At 60.2% G+C, this 19,332-nt stretch carries 14 protein-coding genes, 1 tRNA gene and 2 pseudogenes; 8 read left to right on the forward strand and 9 right to left on the reverse strand.

Annotated features, from left to right (window positions below):
• A pseudogene (locus tag AS026_RS41125) lies at positions 1 to 276 on the reverse strand (TetR/AcrR family transcriptional regulator); the annotation flags it as partial.
• Between the two features lie 118 nt (positions 277 to 394).
• Here AS026_RS41125 and AS026_RS09945 point away from each other — a divergent pair.
• On the forward strand, positions 395 to 598 hold the full coding sequence (locus AS026_RS09945; RefSeq protein ID WP_062369565.1) for a hypothetical protein: 204 nt from the start codon (positions 395 to 397) through the stop codon (positions 596 to 598).
• Here the strand turns inward: AS026_RS09945 and recJ are convergent.
• From recJ to AS026_RS09965, 4 genes are all read right to left on the reverse strand, one after another.
• Positions 566 to 2,368 (reverse strand): single-stranded-DNA-specific exonuclease RecJ, encoded by a 1,803-nt coding sequence (gene recJ, locus AS026_RS09950; protein ID WP_062369566.1) that lies wholly within the window; start codon positions 2,366 to 2,368, stop codon positions 566 to 568. The genes AS026_RS09945 and recJ overlap by 33 nt on opposite strands.
• Before the next feature lie 182 nt (positions 2,369 to 2,550).
• The gene (locus AS026_RS09955) at positions 2,551 to 3,873 is read right to left on the reverse strand and encodes a homoserine dehydrogenase (protein WP_062369567.1); all 1,323 of its coding nucleotides are present in this window, start codon (positions 3,871 to 3,873) and stop codon (positions 2,551 to 2,553) included.
• 64 nt (positions 3,874 to 3,937) lie between these two features.
• Positions 3,938 to 5,155: an LL-diaminopimelate aminotransferase gene (locus AS026_RS09960; protein ID WP_007532313.1), complete on the reverse strand. Its 1,218-nt coding sequence runs from the start codon at positions 5,153 to 5,155 to the stop codon at positions 3,938 to 3,940.
• Between the two features lie 225 nt (positions 5,156 to 5,380).
• Entirely contained in the window at positions 5,381 to 5,797 is a 417-nt protein-coding gene (locus AS026_RS09965; RefSeq protein ID WP_018859949.1) for a gas vesicle protein GvpG, read from the reverse strand.
• Positions 5,798 to 5,951: 154 nt separating this feature from the next.
• Here AS026_RS09965 and phaC point away from each other — a divergent pair, with 154 nt between their 5' ends.
• Positions 5,952 to 7,790 carry a class I poly(R)-hydroxyalkanoic acid synthase gene (gene phaC / locus AS026_RS09970; RefSeq protein ID WP_037215164.1) on the forward strand — a complete coding sequence of 613 codons (1,839 nt, stop codon included), beginning with the start codon at positions 5,952 to 5,954 and terminating at the stop codon, positions 7,788 to 7,790.
• Between the two features lie 24 nt (positions 7,791 to 7,814).
• On the opposite strand, the gene AS026_RS09975 is transcribed toward phaC, so the two are convergent.
• Positions 7,815 to 8,834: a methyltransferase gene (locus AS026_RS09975; protein ID WP_062369568.1), complete on the reverse strand. Its 1,020-nt coding sequence runs from the start codon at positions 8,832 to 8,834 to the stop codon at positions 7,815 to 7,817.
• Between the two features lie 316 nt (positions 8,835 to 9,150).
• On the opposite strand from AS026_RS09975, the gene AS026_RS09980 reads away from it, so the two are divergent.
• The 6 genes and pseudogenes from AS026_RS09980 to AS026_RS10005 all read left to right on the forward strand — a co-directional run bounded on the left by AS026_RS09980 (position 9,151) and on the right by AS026_RS10005 (position 16,849).
• Positions 9,151 to 10,476 (forward strand): DUF2778 domain-containing protein, encoded by a 1,326-nt coding sequence (locus tag AS026_RS09980; protein WP_025659062.1) that lies wholly within the window; start codon positions 9,151 to 9,153, stop codon positions 10,474 to 10,476.
• Positions 10,477 to 11,044: 568 nt separating this feature from the next.
• Positions 11,045 to 11,881 carry a type I methionyl aminopeptidase gene (gene map / locus AS026_RS09985; protein ID WP_018859953.1) on the forward strand — a complete coding sequence of 279 codons (837 nt, stop codon included), beginning with the start codon at positions 11,045 to 11,047 and terminating at the stop codon, positions 11,879 to 11,881.
• Between the two features lie 7 nt (positions 11,882 to 11,888).
• A pseudogene (gene radC, locus AS026_RS09990) lies at positions 11,889 to 12,690 on the forward strand (RadC family protein).
• Positions 12,691 to 12,754: 64 nt separating this feature from the next.
• Complete coding sequence (locus tag AS026_RS09995) at positions 12,755 to 13,375, forward strand: dual specificity protein phosphatase family protein (protein WP_082728491.1); 621 nt, start codon at positions 12,755 to 12,757, stop codon at positions 13,373 to 13,375.
• Positions 13,376 to 13,462: 87 nt separating this feature from the next.
• On the forward strand, positions 13,463 to 14,869 hold the full coding sequence (gene sthA / locus AS026_RS10000) for a Si-specific NAD(P)(+) transhydrogenase (RefSeq protein ID WP_062369569.1): 1,407 nt from the start codon (positions 13,463 to 13,465) through the stop codon (positions 14,867 to 14,869).
• A 183-nt stretch (positions 14,870 to 15,052) separates the two neighbouring features.
• Positions 15,053 to 16,849 carry a B12-binding domain-containing radical SAM protein gene (locus AS026_RS10005; protein WP_037215166.1) on the forward strand — a complete coding sequence of 599 codons (1,797 nt, stop codon included), beginning with the start codon at positions 15,053 to 15,055 and terminating at the stop codon, positions 16,847 to 16,849.
• Positions 16,850 to 16,887: 38 nt separating this feature from the next.
• Here AS026_RS10005 and AS026_RS43200 read toward each other — a convergent pair whose 3' ends face one another.
• The 3 genes from AS026_RS43200 to AS026_RS10020 all read right to left on the reverse strand — a co-directional run bounded on the left by AS026_RS43200 (position 16,888) and on the right by AS026_RS10020 (position 19,215).
• Positions 16,888 to 17,130 carry a nuclear transport factor 2-like protein gene (locus AS026_RS43200; protein ID WP_245271639.1) on the reverse strand — a complete coding sequence of 81 codons (243 nt, stop codon included), beginning with the start codon at positions 17,128 to 17,130 and terminating at the stop codon, positions 16,888 to 16,890.
• A 335-nt stretch (positions 17,131 to 17,465) separates the two neighbouring features.
• A complete protein-coding gene (gene tig / locus AS026_RS10015; protein ID WP_025659066.1) occupies positions 17,466 to 18,944 on the reverse strand; it encodes a trigger factor in 1,479 nt (492 codons plus the stop codon).
• 186 nt (positions 18,945 to 19,130) lie between these two features.
• Positions 19,131 to 19,215: transfer RNA gene (locus tag AS026_RS10020), tRNA-Leu, on the reverse strand.
• Positions 19,216 to 19,332: the final 117 nt, after the last annotated feature.

Below are 19,332 nucleotides of genomic sequence, written 5' to 3' on the forward strand. Positions count from 1 at the left end.
ATGCAAGTGCGTCATAGGCTGACATCGGCCCTTGCAGCGCCTCGGTGCGGCGTTTGGTTTCATGCTCGATATTGTAGTCGAGGCCTGCCGATAGAGTTCCTCCTTTGAGCCAAACGCAGCGTACAGCGAAGGCGGAGTGATCCCCATCGCTTGGGTCAGGTCGGCGATCGAGGTTCCTTCGTAACCATGCTCCCAGAAGAGCGGCGACGCGACACCCAACCCGACGTCGCGATCGAGCGCTCTTGGCCTGCCACGTCTCCGGACTGGTTCAGTCATTTTTATATTGATCCCTATAAAACTATTAAAAGACGGATTTTCCGCACAATATATCGGTCGCTATAAAAATTGCAGCGGAGAGACTTATGTCTGGAAAATTGGCACCAAAGTAGCCCTCGTGACTGGCAGTTCGAGTGGCATCGGCGGTGCCGCAGCGCTTGGCGCAAAATCCGTCGCCATCCAAGCGGACTTTGCCAATGGCAAGGACGCGGTTGACAGTCTTCGGGAACAGTTCGAGGCAGCCGCAATTGCCGCCACTGGCGAGCCTTCACTGGATAGTCATGTGCACTCACCGCGCCGGAGCGGCGTCCTGGACGCGTAGCTGGATGCGTCGTACACCCTGGTAGTGGTCCGCGCCAAGCGAGCCTGCAACATGGAGGTTGGCGCCCCTCGAATTCAGCAGTAGGTTGCCGAGCTGCGTATCGGCGGCCCGGAAGGCGATCCCATCAAGGCGAGCGCCGTCCATGGCTTCGAGCGTCACCTTCACGTGCTTCTCGCCAACCAAACGAGAATCGCGAAGCCGATGGGCGGGAACAGCAAAGAGCGGCTGTGAATGCCCCGAGCCGTAAGGCCCGGCCGTCTCGAGGCGGTCGATCAGATCGAGCGTCGCGCCGCTGGCGGCAATCGCGCCGTCGATCTTCAGCTTCTCGTTGGCGACGAGTGCGGCAACCGTCTTTTCGGCTCGCTCGGCAAAGAAGCTGCGCAAGCGGCCGAGCTTGTCGCGCTCAACGGTGAGACCGGCAGCCATCGCGTGGCCGCCGCCCTTGACCAGCAGGCCATCGTCCACAGCCGCGCGCACCATCTTGCCCATGTCGAAGCCGTTGATGGAGCGACCCGAGCCGGTGCCTTTGCCGGATGGATCGAAAGCAATGGCAAAGGCCGGGCGCTTGAAGCGCTCCTTGAGACGGGCGGCAATCAGGCCGACGATCCCGGGGTGCCACTTTTCGTGCGCAGTGACGATGACCGAGGCGCCCTCGCCGTCCCCATATTCCGCCAGTGCCTCGGCTTCCGCTTCCAGCAGCATCGCCGCTTCCATCGCCTGCCTGTCGCGGTTGAGCTCATCCAGCTGCATGGCGATGGCCTCGGCCGCGCTCGTGTCGTCCAGGGTGAGCAGGCGGCTCCCGAGTGCCGCGTCGCCGATGCGACCACCGGCATTGATGCGCGGCCCAATCAGGAAGCCGAAGTGATAGGGCGTCACCGGTCCAGCAAGACCCGCCTTGCGAAAGAGAGCGGACAGGCCGGCATTGCCCTGGTGGCGAGCGGCGATCAGCCCCTTGACGACGTAGGCACGGTTCAGGCCCTTCAGCGGCACGACATCACAGACGGTCGCAAGCGCGACGATATCGAGCCATTGCAGCAGGTCGATCGACCGTACGCGCGGGTTTCCTGCTTCCCGCAACAGCCTTAGCGTCGCGACGAGCACGAGGAACACGACGCCCGCCGCGCAGAGATGTCCCTGCCCGGAGAGATCGTCCTCCCGGTTCGGATTGACCAGCGCGTGGCACGGCGGCAGATCGTGTGTCACCTGGTGGTGATCGATCACCACCACATCGATATTGCGCCTCGCTGCCTCGGTGAGGGCATCATGGCTGGTCGACCCACAATCGACGGTGACGATCAGCCGTGCGCCATTGTCGATCAAACTGCCGATTGCCGCAGCGTTAGGCCCATAGCCCTCGAAAATGCGATCCGGAATATAGATCTCAGCTTTGACGCCGAAGTGCTCGAGAAAGCGGAACATAAGCGCCGACGAGGACGCGCCGTCGACGTCGTAGTCGCCGAAAATCGCGACCTGCTCCTGGTTGCGGATGGCCTCGGCGAGCCGCTTGGCCGCCTTCTCACAATCCGTCAGCGTGTAGGGGTCCGGCATCAGGTTGCGGAGCGTCGGATCAAGAAACTCCAGCGCCTCGTCGACGGTGACACCGCGTCCGGCGAGGACGCGCGCGATAAGTTCAGGCAGCCCGTGCACCTGAGACATCGCAAGCGCCCGGTTCTGGCCGGCCTGATCCAGTCGCGATATCCAGCGGTTGTCCAGTACGGACCTCTCCACGCCCAGAAACGCACGTTGTACCGGATCGGCCGGAATCTCCATATCGCCTGCTGCCCTCGTCGCTTGTCACCACCCCGGGACCGGGAGTGATATCGGCAGCTTTATGCGGCTTGGCCCGGCCGCACAACGGTTTTGGACGAGACACTCGACGTTAGCTGTGGATGCGCGCGGCTGATCTACCGCGGCACCTTCGGCAACATCGATCTTCTGGGAGCGGGTGAGGCTCAGTCTTCCTTCGGCCGCTCGATGCGGATCACCTGCGGTTCACCCACATGATAGCCCTCGCCCTTGATTGCGGCGACCGCCTTGCGAACGCAGTCCTCTGTTGTCGCGTGAGTCACCATGATGATCGTCTGGTGATGCGACGGCGCAAGGTGCTGCTTCGAGCGCTGGACGATCGACTCCAGCGAGATATGGTTTTCCGCCATGTGGGTCGCGACGCTTGCAAACACGCCCGTGCGGTCGAGCACAGTCAGGCGAATGAAATATCCGCCTTCGTGGCTTCGCATCTGCGCCTTGCGGTAGGGCTCGAGCGATTTGGCGGGATGGCCGAGAACGGGCACGCGCTGGGCGCCAGGTCGGCTTTTTGCAATGTCCGCGATGTCACCGAGAACAGACGAAGCCGTCGCATTGCCGCCAGCGCCGGGCCCGACCATCAGCAACTCACCGAGAACATCGGACTCGATCGCCACGGCATTGGTCACGCCGTCGACCTGTGCAATCACGGAATCGACGGGCACCATCGTCGGATGGACGCGCTGTTCGATGCCGGTATCGGTCCGCTGTGCAACGCCGAGCAGCTTGATGCGGTAGCCGAGATCGGCGGCAGCGTGGATGTCCTCGATCGAGATGTTGGTGATGCCTTCGAGATAGATATCGTCGGCCGCGATCTGGTTTCCGAAGGCGAGCGTCGTGAGAATCGAGAGCTTGTGGGCAGTGTCGTTGCCTTCGATGTCGAAGGCGGGATCGGCTTCTGCATAGCCGAGGCGCTGTGCCTCCTTCAGGCAGTCGGCGAAGGACAGGCCTTCCTTTTCCATCTTCGTCAGGATGTAATTGCAGGTGCCGTTCATGATCCCGTAGATGCGGGAGATCGTATTGCCCGTCAGCGATTCGCGCAGCGCCTTGATGACGGGAATGCCGCCGGCAACCGCTGCTTCGAAGTTCAGCAACGCGCCCTTCTCCTCCGCGATCGTCGCCAGTTCGACGCCGTGGTAGGCAAGCAGCGCCTTGTTTGCTGTCACCACGTGGAGACCGCGCTGTAGAGCAGCGCGTACGGAGCTGTTTGCCGATCCACCGACGCCGCCCATGAGTTCGACGAAAACGTCGATGTCGCCCTTCCCCGCCAGATCTTCCGGCCGGTCGAACCACTCGATGCCGCCGACGTCGATGCCGCGGTCCTTGGTCTTGTCGCGGGCGGAAACACCCGTAATCAGGATCGGGCGTCCGCACGTTGCGGCCAGCTCGTTGCTGCGCTGCTGAATGATACGGACAAGCGAAGCACCAACGGTACCTAAGCCCGCAATGCCGATTTTGAGGGCATCTGCCATGGATCGATCCTGAAATGTGTCATGAAGGGCAGCCGCCGGAAGCGGCTGCCGTTGAGGGATTATATCAGCGATGTGCGTTGAGCGAGATGACGTTGTGCATCGTCTCGTCTGCCGTCGACATGAACTTCTTGATGTTGCGGGCTGCCTGACGAATGCGGTGCTCGTTCTCGACGAGCGCCAGGCGCACGTAGTCGTCGCCCATTTCGCCGAAACCGATGCCTGGCGCGACAGCCACGTCGGCTTTCTCGACGAGCAGCTTGGAGAATTCCAGCGAACCGAGGTGACGGAACTTTTCCGGGATCTTGGCCCAGGCAAACATCGTCGCTGCCGGCGGCGGCACTTCAAAGCCGGCCTTGCCGAAAGTATCGACCATGACGTCGCGGCGGCGCTTGTAGACGTTGCGGACTTCCGCGATATCAGAGCCGTCGCCGTTCAGCGCGTGCGTTGCCGCTACCTGGATCGGCGTGAACGCGCCGTAGTCGAGGTAGGATTTGACGCGTGTGAGCGCGGCGATCAGACGCTCGTTGCCGACGGCAAAGCCCATGCGCCAGCCGGGCATCGAGAAGGTCTTCGACATCGAGGTGAACTCGACCGTCACATCCATCGCACCCGGAACCTCGAGAACCGACGGAGGCGGCTCGCCCTCGAAGTAGATTTCCGAATAGGCAAGGTCGGATAAGACGATGATATCGTGCTTCTTCGCGAACGCGATGACGTCCTTGTAGAAGTCCAGCGTCGCCACAAAAGCCGTCGGGTTGGACGGATAGTTGAGGATCAGCGCCAGCGGCTTCGGAATCGAATGGCGAACGGCGCGTTCCAGCGGCGGGAAGAAGCTCTCGTCCGGCTCGACCGACATCGAGCGGATGACGCCACCGGCCATCAGGAAGCCGAAGGCGTGAATCGGATAGGTCGGGTTCGGGCAGAGGATGACGTCGCCCGGCGCGGTGATTGCCTGCGCCATGTTGGCAAAGCCTTCCTTGGAGCCCAGCGTCGCGACGACCTGCGTGTCAGGATTGAGCTTCACGCCAAAGCGGCGCGCATAATAGGCAGCCTGCGCCCGGCGAAGGCCCGGAATGCCCTTGGAGGACGAATAACGATGCGTGCGCGGGTCCTGGACGACTTCGCAGAGCTTGTCGACGATCGCCTTCGGGGTCGGAAGGTCAGGGTTTCCCATGCCGAGATCGATGATATCGGCCCCGCCCGCTCGCGCGCTTGCTTTCAAACGGTTGACCTGTTCGAAAACGTAAGGCGGCAAACGCCGGACTTTGTGAAACTCTTCCATTTCTTTCCCCACGGAAATGCGGCCACCGCGGCCGCGCTCGAAGTTCGTCCTAAATTCCCGGCTGTTCGCGATACGAACTTCAGAATCACCAACGCCGTATTCATCAGACTTGCGTCGCACGGCATTTCTTTGACGGAAAGCCGCGCAGGCCGTGCATTATCGGGAAAAATTCATCTTCCGCCACAGATGGAAGGCTTTGCTTCCAAATTGCAGCGAAGGCAAGGCCTAATTGGCGATTTCTGAGAGCGTTTCGGCGCCGTGTTCGGCCGCTAGCTTGCGAAATTCCGCGACGCGACGCTGGTACTCGGCTTCCGAGATCGTGCCGGCCTTGCGCTGGGCGGCAAGCGCCGTCAATTGCTTCTGAACCCCGCCAGCCTCGTCGTCGCTCATCTGAACGTTTGCGGCCGTGAGCGGTGCCCCGAATCCCGGATAGCCGTCCTTGTAATGAGACAGGCCGCTCTCGGTCGGCTCTTCACCCTTTGTCGCGCTCATGACAACGGGCGTCGGGGCCGCTTGCCTTGCCGCGAAGGCGGCCTTTTCCTCGGGCGTCTGCATGCATCCGGCAAGCGCCATGGCCGCGGCGGCGCCGATGAGCGCGATACGGGTCATGTTTGCGATGGTGCGGATGCCAATTCTCGTCATTTGCCAGAGGTCCCAAATCCTGAGGTGCTTCGACTGTTAGATTCGTCGCCGCCACAAAGCAATAGCACGAGCGTGCGTCAGCGGAACTTGTTTTATAGATCTTTCCAGATGTACAAATCAATTTGCAGGAACATGCCGCCGCCGGAGGAGACAGGTGACCGACAGCAAGCAGCAAGACGGCGACAAGGCAAAGAGCCGGGGATTCGATGCGAAGGACCTGGATCCGTACCTGATGAAAGATCCCGAGGCGATGGCGGTCAACTTTGCCCGTGCACTGGAGAATCTCGGCAAGGCGGCCACGGCCTGGCTTGCGCCACGCGAACGTGGCGAGATCGCAGAAAATGCAGCAGAGCCGGTGACCGACATGGTCAAGACGCTCTCCAAGGTCACCGAATACTGGATCTCAGATCCGCGCCGCACCTTCGAAGCGCAGACCCAGTTGATGAGCAGCTACTTCGGTATCTGGATGCGCTCGATGCAACGCATGCAGGGCGAAACGCCGGCGGCGGAACCGGAGCGCAACGACAAGCGCTTTGCCGATGAAGACTGGCAGAAGAACCCGTTCTTCGAGTTCCTGAAGCAGGTTTACCTCATCACCGCCGATTGGGCGGAGAAGATGGTCGCCGAAACCGACGGGCTCGACGAGCACACGAAGCACAAGGCCGGTTTCTATGTGAAGCAGATCACGGCCGCCCTCTCGCCGACCAACTTCGTTGCCACCAATCCGCAGCTTTACCGTGAAACGATCGCGACCAGCGGCGAGAACCTGGTGCGCGGGATGAAGATGCTTACCGAGGATATCGTGGCGGGCCAAGGCGACCTGAGGCTTCGCCAGACCGACATGACCAAATTCGCCGTCGGTCGCGACATGGCGCTGACCGCGGGCAAGGTGATCGCGCAGAACGAGATCTGCCAGATCATCCAGTACGAGCCGACGACAGAGACGGTGCTGAAGCGCCCTCTCCTCATCTGCCCGCCGTGGATCAACAAATTCTATATCCTGGACCTCAACCCACAGAAATCATTCATCAAATGGTGCGTCGACCAGGGCCAGACCGTTTTCGTGATCTCCTGGGTCAATCCGGACGCGCGGCATGCGCAAAAGGATTGGGCCGCCTATGCGCGCGAAGGCATCGACTTTGCCCTCGACACCATCGAGAGGGCGACGGGTGAGAAGGAAGCGAACGCCGTCGGCTACTGCGTCGGAGGCACGCTGCTTGCGGCAACGCTAGCGTTGCACGCCAAGGAAAAGAACAAGCGGATCAAGACCGCTACCCTCTTCACGACACAGGTCGATTTCACCCACGCCGGCGACCTCAAGGTCTTCGTCGACGAGGAGCAATTGGGCCGGCTTGAAGCCCACATGGAGGAGATCGGCTACCTCGACGGCTCAAAGATGGCGACCGCCTTCAATATGCTGCGGGCTTCCGAACTGATCTGGCCCTATTTCGTCAACAACTATCTGAAGGGCCAGGAACCGATGCCCTTCGACCTTCTGTTCTGGAATGCCGATTCCACCCGCATGGCGGCGGCAAACCACGCCTTCTATCTGCGTAATTGCTACCTCAGGAACGCGCTGACAGCGAACGAGATGATCCTGGACGGTCAGAAGCTGTCGCTGAAGGACGTCAAGATCCCGATCTACAATCTCGCCACCCGCGAAGATCATATCGCGCCTGCAAAATCGGTGTTTCTCGGCAGCCAGTTCTTCGGCGGCAAGGTCGATTTCGTGCTGGCAGGTTCCGGCCACATAGCGGGCGTCGTCAATCCCCCGGACAAGAAGAAATACCAATACTGGACCGGCGGCGGCGTAACTGGCGACTATGAGACGTGGCTTACCAAAGCGGCTGAGAACGCCGGCTCGTGGTGGCCACACTGGCAAGCCTGGATCGAGGCGAAGGACAAAAAGCGCGTGCCCGCCCGGAAACCGGGAGGCACCGCGCTCAACGCCATCGAGGAGGCGCCGGGAAGCTACGTGATGGAGCGAGCCTAAGAGCGACGCCCCTGCTCGGCTTCATCACTCCAGGAAGATCAGACTGGCAGGTGACGGGGGCAGCGGTCGGGAAACGAACTCCTGAAAACCAGCCGACTTGGCCATATCGGCCAGTTCCCGCTCCGTGTAGGCGTCTCCCTTCGGTGTCGTGGCCAGCATGACCATGGCGAAAGCAGCCGGGAACTCGGGCGACACCCGATCCTCGTTCGGAACGAACTCGACGATCGCAACGCGGCCTCCTGCTGCCAGACTTGCTCGCGCCTTTTTCAGGAGCATGACGCAGCCTTCGGCGTCAAAGTGATGAAGGAAATTCGGCAGCAGGATGAGATCATAGCCACTGCCCCAATCAACCTCGAAGGCACTGCCGGGCCGGAAGCTGAAGCGCCCCGCTACTCCTGCATTCGTTGCATTTTCCTCGGTCACCGCAAGAACCGGCTTCCAATCGATAGCAACCACGCTGGCAGATGGCGCCACCATGGCGATTTCTATACCGAAGGCACCAGGACCGGCGGCAACGTCCAGCACCTTGCTTGGCAGCTTTGACCATGTCGCAACGTCAGATGCCACAGCTTTCGCGCTCGCTGTGTTAAGCCCAAACATGCCCCTCGCAAACTTGACCCAAATAGGGTTGTCCGGCTCCACGTTGGCCAAGCCGACGGAGCCTCCGTTGCGGACGTAGGCGGCAGGATTTTCGAGGAACAAGGACATCATTTGCGGCGACCCCATGAAATCGATCGCCGCACCTATATAGGCCGGGGAACGCCTGTCCAGAAAGGCCTTGCTCGACGGCGTCGGCGCATAATTCTCACCGCTCTTCGTCAGAAGACCCGAAACTACCAGGAAGTCGCAAAGAATGCGCACCCCACGCTCGGCGCATTCAATGTCCGACGCGAGCATCGCCGCCGTGCGCGCTTGCCCGCCAAATTTTGTGAAAAGATCGAATTCGATCGCTGCCTTCATCGCCGCCGTTTTCCGAAATGCAAACATCGCATCAACAAGCAAGGCTGGCGAGATTTCTTCATGAACCACTTGTGTCGAAGACATCGGCTTTCCCTCCCAACGTGGAGCCACGCGACGGGAGGTATTCATAGCAGAATCCGCATTCCTCGGCACGTCCTGACAAAGGAGGAGCAGGCAAAAAGCCGGCGCCCCAAGGACATGCCCAAAGCCTGCCCTCAATTTTGAACGGCTCGAGCGAGCGCGTAAAGGAATTGGTTACCATAATTCGGCATCCTGCCAATCAACCGGACATATTAGCGAGCCGCAATTTAGCCCTGATGCTTCTATACCGGCCCCGGCGAAGGAATATCCATCGGTTCGTACCGCCGGCCCCAGTAACGAGTTGTGAAAGACGGGTCTCATGGCGTTTGCGGTCGATGTGTTTAGCAATAGCAGGCCTATAGGTACGTCCATTTCTCGTTTCGGTTACTCTTTCCGCTTTCTTTCAGGTGCAGCTCTCATCGGTGCGGGGTTTGCCGCTTCAGCGTGGGTCGTCGCTACACTTGCGACTATGCATATGGTTGCACCGGCCCCGCTTCCGAGCGCCGGTCGCTTCGCCGACATCGCGCTTGCCCCCGCAAGCGTCGCGAAGACCGAGCCTGTGCAACGCCTCGTTCACGTCAAGAAATTCTCGCGCTTGCGCATGAGCACCGATGCCGAACTGGCCCTTGCAAGGGGTGTTCACGTAGCCGCTCCGTCGGCGGCGCTTGCGGCGGCATTTGTCGGGCAGTCCGAACCTCTTGCGCTCTCCGAAGCCTCTCCGAACAGAGAGCTGGCGACGGCTGTCGCGTCACCGGCACCCGCTCAGCCGGCGCGCCCGGCCAAGGACGACACCGTAGAGGTGGCATCAGCGACCGTTGCCTCGACTGACCGTATCATCATCCCGTCGAAGCAGGAGGTCGCAGCCGCCGAAGGACCTGCCTTGCTGGCGCTCGCAGCAAGCCCTGCGGCCGAAATCAAGGGACAGGTACCGCCCGCCGCCACCAAGCCCGGCCCGGTCGAGATTGCGGCTCTTGCGCCGACTGAGCAGCCTGCACCGGGGGCAACCCAGCCGTTCGATCTCGTTTTGAGCGGCACCGACACCGAGATCCCCTTGCCCATGGCTCGGCCCGATGGCCTGATCAAGCGGGCTACCCCCAACGATCGCAGTGCTCCGGCTGAACCCGTACTTGCCTATGCGCGCCCGGATGCCGGCGCTTCCGATGATGACGACGATCAAATGCCGACGGTGAAGAAGGGGCTGTCCCCCGCGATCGCCCGCAATGGCGTCGCGGTCTACGACATTTCGGCCAACGTCGTCTACCTTCCGAACGGCGAACGCCTGGAAGCCCATTCCGGCCTCGGCAAGATGCGTGACAATCCGCGTTTTGTGCATGCCAAGAACCGCGGCCCGACCCCACCGCATACTTACAATCTGACGATGCGCGAAAGCCTTTTCCACGGCGTCGAGGCGATCCGACTGAACCCTGTCGGCGGTGCAGGCTACGTCTACAACCGCGTCGGCTTGCTTGCGCACACCTACATGCTCGGCGCCCGCGGCGACTCGAACGGTTGCGTGTCCTTCAAGGACTACAAGCGCTTCCTCGCTGCCTTCAAGCGCGGCCAGATACGCCAGCTGGTGGTGGTCACGAGCATGCCGAACAAGCCGACGTCCACCTTCGCTTCGTTGTTCTCGTCGCGCTCCTAATCAATAGTCAAAAGATAACACCGCGCTCGATTTTCACCGCACCTCGCCCCCATGCCATCATCCCCTTGTCCCGTCGCGGATACGCCACAAGGCGTTGCGGCGAGGCGGAACCGGCGCCGGGTGCGGAAGAAGGACGTGAGCTTCCGCATCAGGGGTCTGCAGAAAATGGTCTCCCTCCGGGGACGGCGGCGTCCGCGCGAATGCGGCGTTGAGTTGAGCCTCGGACGTGCCTGTGTGGCACACATGGTCCCCAGGGGAAGCGAAGCTTCCTCGGGCAAGGCCGCAGAGGGACCGGAGTTGCGGACATAAACCGCCGAACGGGTCTCTGGGAAGAGCCATATGATTTTATCTCAACGAGGCAATTTCCAGCGCCCCGTCCAATGCATGCATGCTCAAGCCGCGGGTCGTGAGGATCGCGTGAGGGCGAAGACGCGTGCCGCTCGCAGAAAAGCCACTTGGCACCGATACACGACGCACACGGCAGAAATAGCATTCGCCCCATTGATCGCGATGGACGAACCCGGCATAGCTGCATTATGTACCAGAATGACAATCCTAAGGGCCTGCAATGGTAAATTATATAGAAGCCTCTTCCGCGCCATCGAAGAATACCGGCGCAATTAGGCTCTACGGTCCCGAAGCATTCGAAGGAATGCGGAAGGCGTGCCAAGTGACGGCGCGTTGCCTCGATGAGCTGGCGGCGTTCGTGCGGCCCGGCGTTGCGACCGATGCAATCGACCGTTTCGTGTTCGAATTTGGCATGGACAACGGCGCGATTCCGGCGACGCTCAACTATCGCGGATACACAAAGTCTACCTGCACATCGATCAACCATGTCGTCTGCCATGGCATTCCGGATGCAAAACCGCTGCGCGAAGGCGATATCGTCAACATCGACGTCACCTACGTGGTCGAAGGCTGGCACGGCGATTCAAGCCGGATGTACCCGGTCGGAACCATCAAGCGCGCTGCTGAGCGGCTGCTTGAAGTGACCTATGAATCCCTCCTGCGTGGCATATCGGCCGTTCGGCCCGGCGCCCGCACCGGCGCGATCGGGGAAGCCATTCAGACCTATGCCGAAGCCGAGCGCTGTTCCGTCGTGCGCGACTTCTGTGGTCATGGCGTCGGCGCGCTGTTCCACGACTCCCCAAATATCCTGCACTATGGTCGCGCGAACGAAGGGCCCGAACTGCGGGAAGGCATGATCTTCACGATCGAGCCGATGATCAATCTCGGTCGGCCGCATGTGAAGGTTCTTGCGGACGGCTGGACTGCGGTAACGCGCGATCGCTCGCTTTCGGCGCAATACGAACACACGGTCGGGGTTACTGCCGACGGCTGCGAGATTTTCACGCTTTCGCCAGGCGGCCTCGACCGACCCGGCCTCCCGCCCTTGAACCGATGAGCGCTTGATGACGAAGGGTCCTGTTTCGCATTCCAACGACGCCGAACTGCCCTTCGCCACCAGCGATGCAACCGACGAACGCTCCTTTTTCGCGGAACAGGCCGCCAAGCCGGCATCCAGCCTCTCCGCCTCGCTTGGCAAGGAAGAGCACTACCACGGGCACCGCGAGCGCCTGCGCGACCGCTTCCGTCAGCATGGCGATACAGCCCTTGCCGATTACGAGTTGCTCGAACTGCTGCCGTACAGGCTGATCCCCCGGCGCGACACCAAGCCGATCGCCAAGGCGCTGCACGAGCGCTTCGGCTCGCTCGCTGCCGTCTTCGGTGCACCGCTGCCTCTGCTGCAGGAGGTAAAGGGCATCGGCGAAGCCGTGGCGCTCGATTTGAAACTGGTCTCGACGGTCGCACAGCGGACCCTGACGAGCGAGCTTCGAGGCTAGCAGGTGCTGTCGTCCTGGTCGTTGGTGATTCAATACTGCCACGCCGCGATGGCTCACGAGACACGCGAGCAATTCCGCATTCTCTTTCTCGACAAGCGCATTGATCGCCGACGAGGTTCAAGGGCGGGGCACGGTCGATCATACGCCGGTCTATCCGCGCGAGGTTGTGCGGCGGGCGCTGGAGCTTTCGGCCACAGCCCTGATCCTCGTCCACAATCATCCCTCCGGCGATCCCACGCCGTCGCGGGCCGATATCGACATGACCAAGATGATTGTCGACACCGCAAAGCCCCTCGGCATCACGGTCCACGACCACATCATCATCGGCAAGGACGGTCACGCTAGCCTGAAAGGGTTGCGTCTGATATAGGAGTCTAAACCTATAGGAGCTAAAGTGCTTCAGGTATCCGTCAGGTTTAGGTGGCAAAGGGACAATGCTGCAATCAAACTGCTCCGGTACCTTTATGACGCCAACCGCCTCTCGCCGATTTCCTCGCACCGCGATAGCAGCGTTGTGCTTGCTCGCCGGGTCTTTTCTCGCCGGTGGCAGCTACGCCCTCTACCTGACAGTTACGGACAACTTCCACGCGGTCATCGATGGCGAAGTCTATCGTTCATCGCAGCCATCGCCTGAAGCCCTTGCGGGTTTCTCGAAGCGTTATGGGATCAAGACGATCATAAACTTGCGAGGCAATAACCCGGTACGGAGCGCCGAAGTCGAGCAGGCAAAGACACTTGGCATCGAGCATATCGATTTCCCGATGTCGGCCTACAAGGAACTTTCGCCAGAGCGAGCGATGAAATTGATCCAAGTCATGAAGGACGCGCCGAAACCGCTGTTGATCCATTGCAACTCAGGCGCGGATCGAACCGGTCTCGCTTCCGCACTCTATCTGGCCGGCGTCGACAAGACGAGCCAGGGGGTTGCGGAGAAACAGATGTCCATCTTCTACGGGCATATCGGGTTGCCTTTCGCTCGCGCATTCGCCATGGACCGCAGCTTCGAGAAGCTGGAACCCTACTTGGCTTCAATAAATCCAGACCTCTCCTCCTAGAGCATTTTGCAACATTGACCTGCCCCGGTGGACGCGCGACATATTGCGTCGCAAAATGATTCCAGCTTTCCAATCGGGGCCAGCCTAATGTTCCAGTACGATCTCGTTGTTGTGGGCAGCGGCCCGGCAGGCCGCCGCGGCGCAATCCAGGCAGCCAAGCTTGGCAAGAAGGTCCTGGTCATCGAGCAAGGCAAGCGCGTCGGCGGTGTTTCGGTGCACACCGGCACCATCCCCTCCAAGACGCTGCGCGAAACGGCGCTCAATCTGTCCGGATGGCGTGAGCGCGGCTTCTATGGCCGATCCTATCGCGTGAAGGAAGAGATCAGCGCGGATGACCTTCGGCGCCGCCTGCTGATCACCCTTGATCACGAAGTCGAAGTGCTGGAACACCAGTTCGCCCGAAACCGGGTGCAGCACATCAGGGGCAAGGCAAGCTTTCTCGACCCGTCGACACTCGAGGTCGTCAAGGATGATGGGGAAGTGGTCAAGGTCACGGGAGCGAGCATCCTGCTTGCGGTCGGCACGAAACCGTTCCGTCCGGACGACATCCCATTCGATAACAAGACAGTGCTCGACAGTGACGAACTGCTCGACATCGACGAGCTGCCGCGCTCGATGGTCGTGATCGGCGCGGGCGTCATCGGCATCGAATATGCGACGATCTTCAGCGCATTGGATACCGCGGTGACCGTGATCGATCCGAAGGCGACGATGCTCGATTTCATCGACCGGGAAATCGTCGAGGACTTCACCTACCAACTGCGCGATCGCAACATGAAGATCTTGCTCGGCACCAAGGCCGACAAGGTGACGCGTCTCGACAATGGCAAGGTTGAACTGAAGCTCGACAATGGTCGCCGCCTGGTGACAGACATGGTCCTGTTCGCCGCCGGGCGCATGGGCGCGACCGACACGCTCAACCTGGACGCGGCCGGGCTCGAAGCTGATAGCCGCGGTCGCCTCAAGGTCAATCCGGAGACCTTCCAGACGTCCGTACCAAACATCTATGCCGCGGGCGATGTCGTCGGCTTTCCGAGCCTGGCATCCACCTCGATGGAGCAGGGCCGCATTGCTGCGCGCGTTGCTATCGGCGCGGTCGCGAAGGAGCCGCCAAAGTACTTTCCCTACGGCATCTATGCCGTGCCTGAGATCTCCACCTGCGGCCTGACCGAGGAAGAGATGAAGGAGCGCGGTATCCCCTATGAATGCGGCATCGCGCGTTTCCGCGAGACTTCGCGTGGCCACATCATGGGCCTCGATACTGGGCTTCTGAAACTCATCTTCTCTCTGAAGACGCGCCGGCTGCTTGGCGTGCACATCGTCGGCGAAGGAGCGACCGAGTTGGTTCACATCGGCCAGGCAGTCTTGAACCTCAAGGGCACCGTCGAGTACTTCGTCGAAAACACCTTCAACTACCCGACCCTCGCAGAAGCCTACAAGATCGCAGGCCTCGACGCGTGGAACCGCATGGGCGACATCAAGTCGGAGCTTTAATCCCTCCGACTAAAGGCAACCGATTGGAATTTGATAATTTCTTGAACGAAAACAGACACCTACGCGCCGTCCAAAATCCATTCCAACTGACTTATTTGTGTCGAATAGCATCGGTAAAAGCTTTGCTTGTATAATCCACCGTGTCTGGTAGCGTCCATTTTCGGGGATTCCTCTTACCAGCGAGTGACCGTGCAAGATCTTCCAAAGACTGCCGAACGGACCTTTCAGCTCATCCTCATCAAGCCGTCGCACTATGACGATGACGGCTATGTAATCCGGTGGTGGCGGGCGATGATCCCGTCGAATTCCTTGGCTGCGATCTATGGAATCGCTGTCGACTGCGCCGAACGCAAGGTATTGGGGCCCGATGTCGGGATCGAGATTACGGTCATCGACGAGACCAACACCCGGGTCAACATCCCCGCACTTCTCAAGCGGCTTGAACAGCACGACAATTTCGGGATGATCGCCCTGGTTGGTGTGCAGTCGAACCAATATCCGCGGGCGCTCGACATTGCCCGGCCCTTCCGCGCTGCCGGAATTCCGGTTTCGATGGGCGGTTTTCACGTGTCGGGATGCCTGGCCATGCTCGACGGCAAGGCGGTCGGCCTCGACGCCTGTCGCGAGATGGGCATCTCGATGTTTGCTGGAGAGGCAGAAGGCCGGTTGGACCGCGTTCTACAGGACGCCGCCGCCGGCAAGCTTGAGCCGCTCTACAATTTCATGAACGACCTGCCCAGCATCGAAGGTGCCGCCGTCCCATTTCTGCCGAAAACCAATGTCGCGCAGACTCTCGGCCTCAGCACGAGTTTTGACGCCGGCCGTGGCTGCCCCTATCAGTGCTCCTTCTGCACCATCATCAACGTGCAGGGCCGCAAGTCGCGTTTCCGCTCGGCCGACGATGTCGAAAAGCTGGTGCGAATGAACTGGGCGCAAGGCATCCATAAGTTCTTCATCACCGACGACAATTTCGCACGCAACAGGGATTGGGAAGCAATCTTCGACCGCCTGATCGAACTCAGGGAGAAGGACGGCATTCCGCTCGGATTGATGATCCAGGTGGACACCCTCTGCCACAAGATCCCGAACTTCATCGAAAAGTCAAAGCGTGCCGGCGTCACCCGCGTCTTCATCGGGCTTGAGAACGTAAACCCGGACAACCTCACGGCGGCCAAGAAGAACCAGAACAAGATCACCGAATACCGGAAGATGCTGCTTGCCTGGAAGGCACAGGGCATCATGACTCTCGCCGGTTACATTCTCGGTTTCCCCGCGGACACGCCGGAGACGATCCGCCGCGACATCGCGATCATCCAGCACGAACTGCCTCTTGATGTCATTGAATTCTTCGTGCTGACACCACTGCCGGGCTCGGAAGACCACCAGACCTTGTGGAAGAAAGGCGTCGAGATGGACGCCGATCTCAATATTTACGACGTGGAGCACGTCTGCACCGCGCATCCGAAGATGAGCAAGCAGGAATGGGAGGGCATCTACCAGGAGGCCTGGTCGCTCTACTATTCGCCGGAGCACATGAAGACGCTGCTGCGCCGGGCCGTTGCCACGGGCGTGCCGCTCGCCAGCCTCGTGAAGGTCCTTGTGTCGTTCGCCACAACTGTACCGTTGGAGAACGTGCATCCATTGCAGAGCGGCCTTCTACGTCTCAAGCATCCCTCCGAACGGCGGCCCGATATGCCGCGCGAAAGCGCTGTAACCTTCTGGCCGCGTTTCGTCTGGGAGACGGTCACCAAACACCTGTCGCTAGGTGCGACCATTGCCAAGCTTGCAATCAGCGCCTTCTTCATCGCACGAGACAAAGCGTCCAAAGCCTATATGGACCAGGCACTGACACCGGTCGGTGACCATGAGGATGAGACGCTTGAACTCTTCACGAAGACAGCGGGCGGGCGGGCTGCTGTGTCCCACATTCACAAGGTTGCGGAATTGACCCACGCCCACAAGGCCCGACCGGCAGTCTGAGGTCGACCGCCGCCGCCGCCAACGCAAGAACGGGCCGGTTAAATTTGTGCCGTAGAGATCGCCGCTATATTGAGTAGTGACGCAGCTTGAAGTGTGTCGAGAAATTCCACGCACTCAACCAGCTTGCCGTTCTCGAAGGTCATCTTGTCCATGATTTCGGTATCGAACTTGGTCGTACTATGACGCATCTGGCCGACGCGATGAACCGGTGCAACATTTCCGTCGACACGGATGTCGAGTTCCAGCGCCGTCATGTCCCATGTGTCAATGAACTGCCGCATCGTCGCGCGGAGTGCAGCGCTGCCGACAACGGGGTTGGTGAGCGACGCCAGATACTGGCTGCCGGCTGCCCGGAAAACGCAATTGTCCCAAGGAATGACATAAGCGCATCAAGGTCCCCCCGATGCCGCGCCTCGAAAATCCGCCTTGTCAGGTCTGCGCCGGAAGCCATCGTCAATCCTTCCCCTGCCAACAACGCTTAGATTGCATCATATCATTCCAAAATGCAATCATACCGTGCGACCTGGACGGACGGCAGCCTAAAAGCAGGCACGCGACCTGGAAAGAAAAAGCCCCGCACAAGGCGGGGCTTTCGTAAATTTCAACTGGCCGAAGATTACTCGGCGCCTTCCTCGGAAGCCTTCTTCTTCGGAGCGGCTTTCTTCTTCGGAGCAGCTTCTTCGCCTTCAGCAGCTTCTGCCTTTGCAGCAGCCTTCTTCTTAGGAGCGGCCTTCTTGGCTTCCTTCTCGGACGCTTCGCCTTCTTCGTCGGCGAGCAGTTCTTCCTTGGTCACCTTCTTGTCCGTGACGTCGATTTCGGTCAGCAGATGGTCGATGACCTTTTCTTCGAAGATCGGAGCGCGGATCGAGGCTGCTGCACCCGGCTGGCTGCGGAAAAAGTCAAGGATCTGCTTTTCCTGGCCCGGATACTGGCGCAGCTGCTCGTAGATAGCGCGCTGCATTTCGTCTTCGCTTACTTCGACGCCGGCCTTTTCGCCGATTTCAGAGAGAACGAGGCCGAGGCGAACGCGACGCTCAGCGAGCTTTTTGTACTCTTCCCGTGCCTTCTCTTCCGTCGTGTCTTCGTCTTCGAAGGTCTTGCCGGACTGAGCGAGATCGTTGGCGACCTGGTTCCAGATGCCGTTGTACTCGGCGTCGACGAGCGAGGCCGGGGTCTCGAACTTGTACATTTCGTCGAGCTGGTCGAGGATCTGACGCTTGACCTTCTGGCGGGTCATCGAGCCGTACTGCGACTCGATCTGGCCGCGGACGATTTCCTTCAGACGGTCAGCCGATTCAAGGCCGAGCTTCTTGGCCAACTCGTCGTTGATTTCAACGTCGGCCGGAGCAGCAACGTCCTTGACCGACACGTCGAAGGTGGCTTCCTGGCCAGCGAGGTTCTTGGCCGGGTAGTCAGCCGGGAAGGTAACGGTGATGGTCTTCTCGTCACCAGCCTTGGTGCCGACCAGCTGGTCTTCAAAGCCCGGGATGAACCGGCCGGAGCCGAGAACGAGTTCGGCGCCCTGGTCGGTGCCGCCCTCGAAGGCAACGCCGTCGACCTTGCCGACGTAGTCCATCGTGATGCGGTCGCCGTTGGCGGCCTTGCCCTTCTTGGTTTCGTACGAACGGGCGCTTTCAGCGACCTTCAGAACCTGTTCGTTGACTTCCTCTTCGGAGATGTCGACGACTTCGCGCGTGATCTTGATGCCCTTGTTGGACTTCAGTTCGATCGGCGGCAGAACTTCGTAGGACAGCGTGAACTCGAAGTCCTTCTGAGCGGCGAGGATCTGTTCGGCCTCGTCCTTGTCTTCCGTCATCGCGATTTCCGGCTGCGTCGCGGACTTTTCGCCGCGTTCGGCCAAGATGGCGGTCGGCTGCTCCCGGACGATCTCGTTGACGAGGTCGGCCATAATGGACTTGCCGTAAACCTTCTTGAGGTGAGCGGCCGGAACCTTGCCCGGACGGAAGCCGTTGATGCGGACCTTGTCCTTCACGTCGGCAAGACGCTCATTCATCTTGACTTCCATGTCCTTGGCCGGGATTACGACCTTGATTTCGCGCTTCAGCCCTTCAGCGAGCGTTTCGATAACCTGCATGTCTTCCTACCTCATTTCGTGGCGGCCGTGCCCAGACGCCGTTCGTTTCGATGAGCACGACGCCGGAAAGTTGCCGAGCGTGGCTTGTTCTCAATTCTTATTCATTCCGCCCCTGGCGGAACGGCGCCTTGCTGCCGGGTAATCGAGGAACACCGGTTCCGGTCCCCCCGCCTGCAAGCCAGCTTTTGGTGCGGGTAGAGAGACTTGAACTCCCACGCCTTGCGGCACCAGAACCTAAATCTGGCGTGTCTACCAATTTCACCATACCCGCGTTCTCAAAAACCGCATGCATATGCCTGCACATGAGGCCTTCCGGAGCGCGGCGTCTCTATAACACCCGATTTGGGAGAGGCAAAGGAAAAATGAAGGGCAAATGACAGTGATTTCG

It is taken from the genome of Rhizobium altiplani (genome assembly GCF_001542405.1).
Classification (GTDB): Bacteria; Pseudomonadota; Alphaproteobacteria; order Rhizobiales; family Rhizobiaceae; genus Rhizobium; species Rhizobium altiplani.

Bases quoted from the DNA above. Each gene is read 5' to 3' on its own strand.
- tig (WP_025659066.1), bottom strand. From the start codon at position 18,944: ATGCAGGTTATCGAAACGCTCGCTGAAGGGCTGAAGCGCGAAATCAAG.
- AS026_RS09960 (WP_007532313.1), bottom strand. From the start codon at position 5,155: ATGGAAGAGTTTCACAAAGTCCGGCGTTTGCCGCCTTACGTTTTCGAA.
- map (WP_018859953.1), top strand. From the start codon at position 11,045: ATGGTAAATTATATAGAAGCCTCTTCCGCGCCATCGAAGAATACCGGC.
- AS026_RS09995 (WP_082728491.1), top strand. From the start codon at position 12,755: ATGCTGCAATCAAACTGCTCCGGTACCTTTATGACGCCAACCGCCTCT.
- AS026_RS43200 (WP_245271639.1), bottom strand. From the start codon at position 17,130: ATGCGGCAGTTCATTGACACATGGGACATGACGGCGCTGGAACTCGAC.
- recJ (WP_062369566.1), bottom strand. From the start codon at position 2,368: ATGGAGATTCCGGCCGATCCGGTACAACGTGCGTTTCTGGGCGTGGAG.
- AS026_RS09980 (WP_025659062.1), top strand. From the start codon at position 9,151: ATGGCGTTTGCGGTCGATGTGTTTAGCAATAGCAGGCCTATAGGTACG.
- AS026_RS09975 (WP_062369568.1), bottom strand. From the start codon at position 8,834: ATGTCTTCGACACAAGTGGTTCATGAAGAAATCTCGCCAGCCTTGCTT.
- sthA (WP_062369569.1), top strand. From the start codon at position 13,463: ATGTTCCAGTACGATCTCGTTGTTGTGGGCAGCGGCCCGGCAGGCCGC.
- AS026_RS09965 (WP_018859949.1), bottom strand. From the start codon at position 5,797: ATGACGAGAATTGGCATCCGCACCATCGCAAACATGACCCGTATCGCG.
- AS026_RS09955 (WP_062369567.1), bottom strand. From the start codon at position 3,873: ATGGCAGATGCCCTCAAAATCGGCATTGCGGGCTTAGGTACCGTTGGT.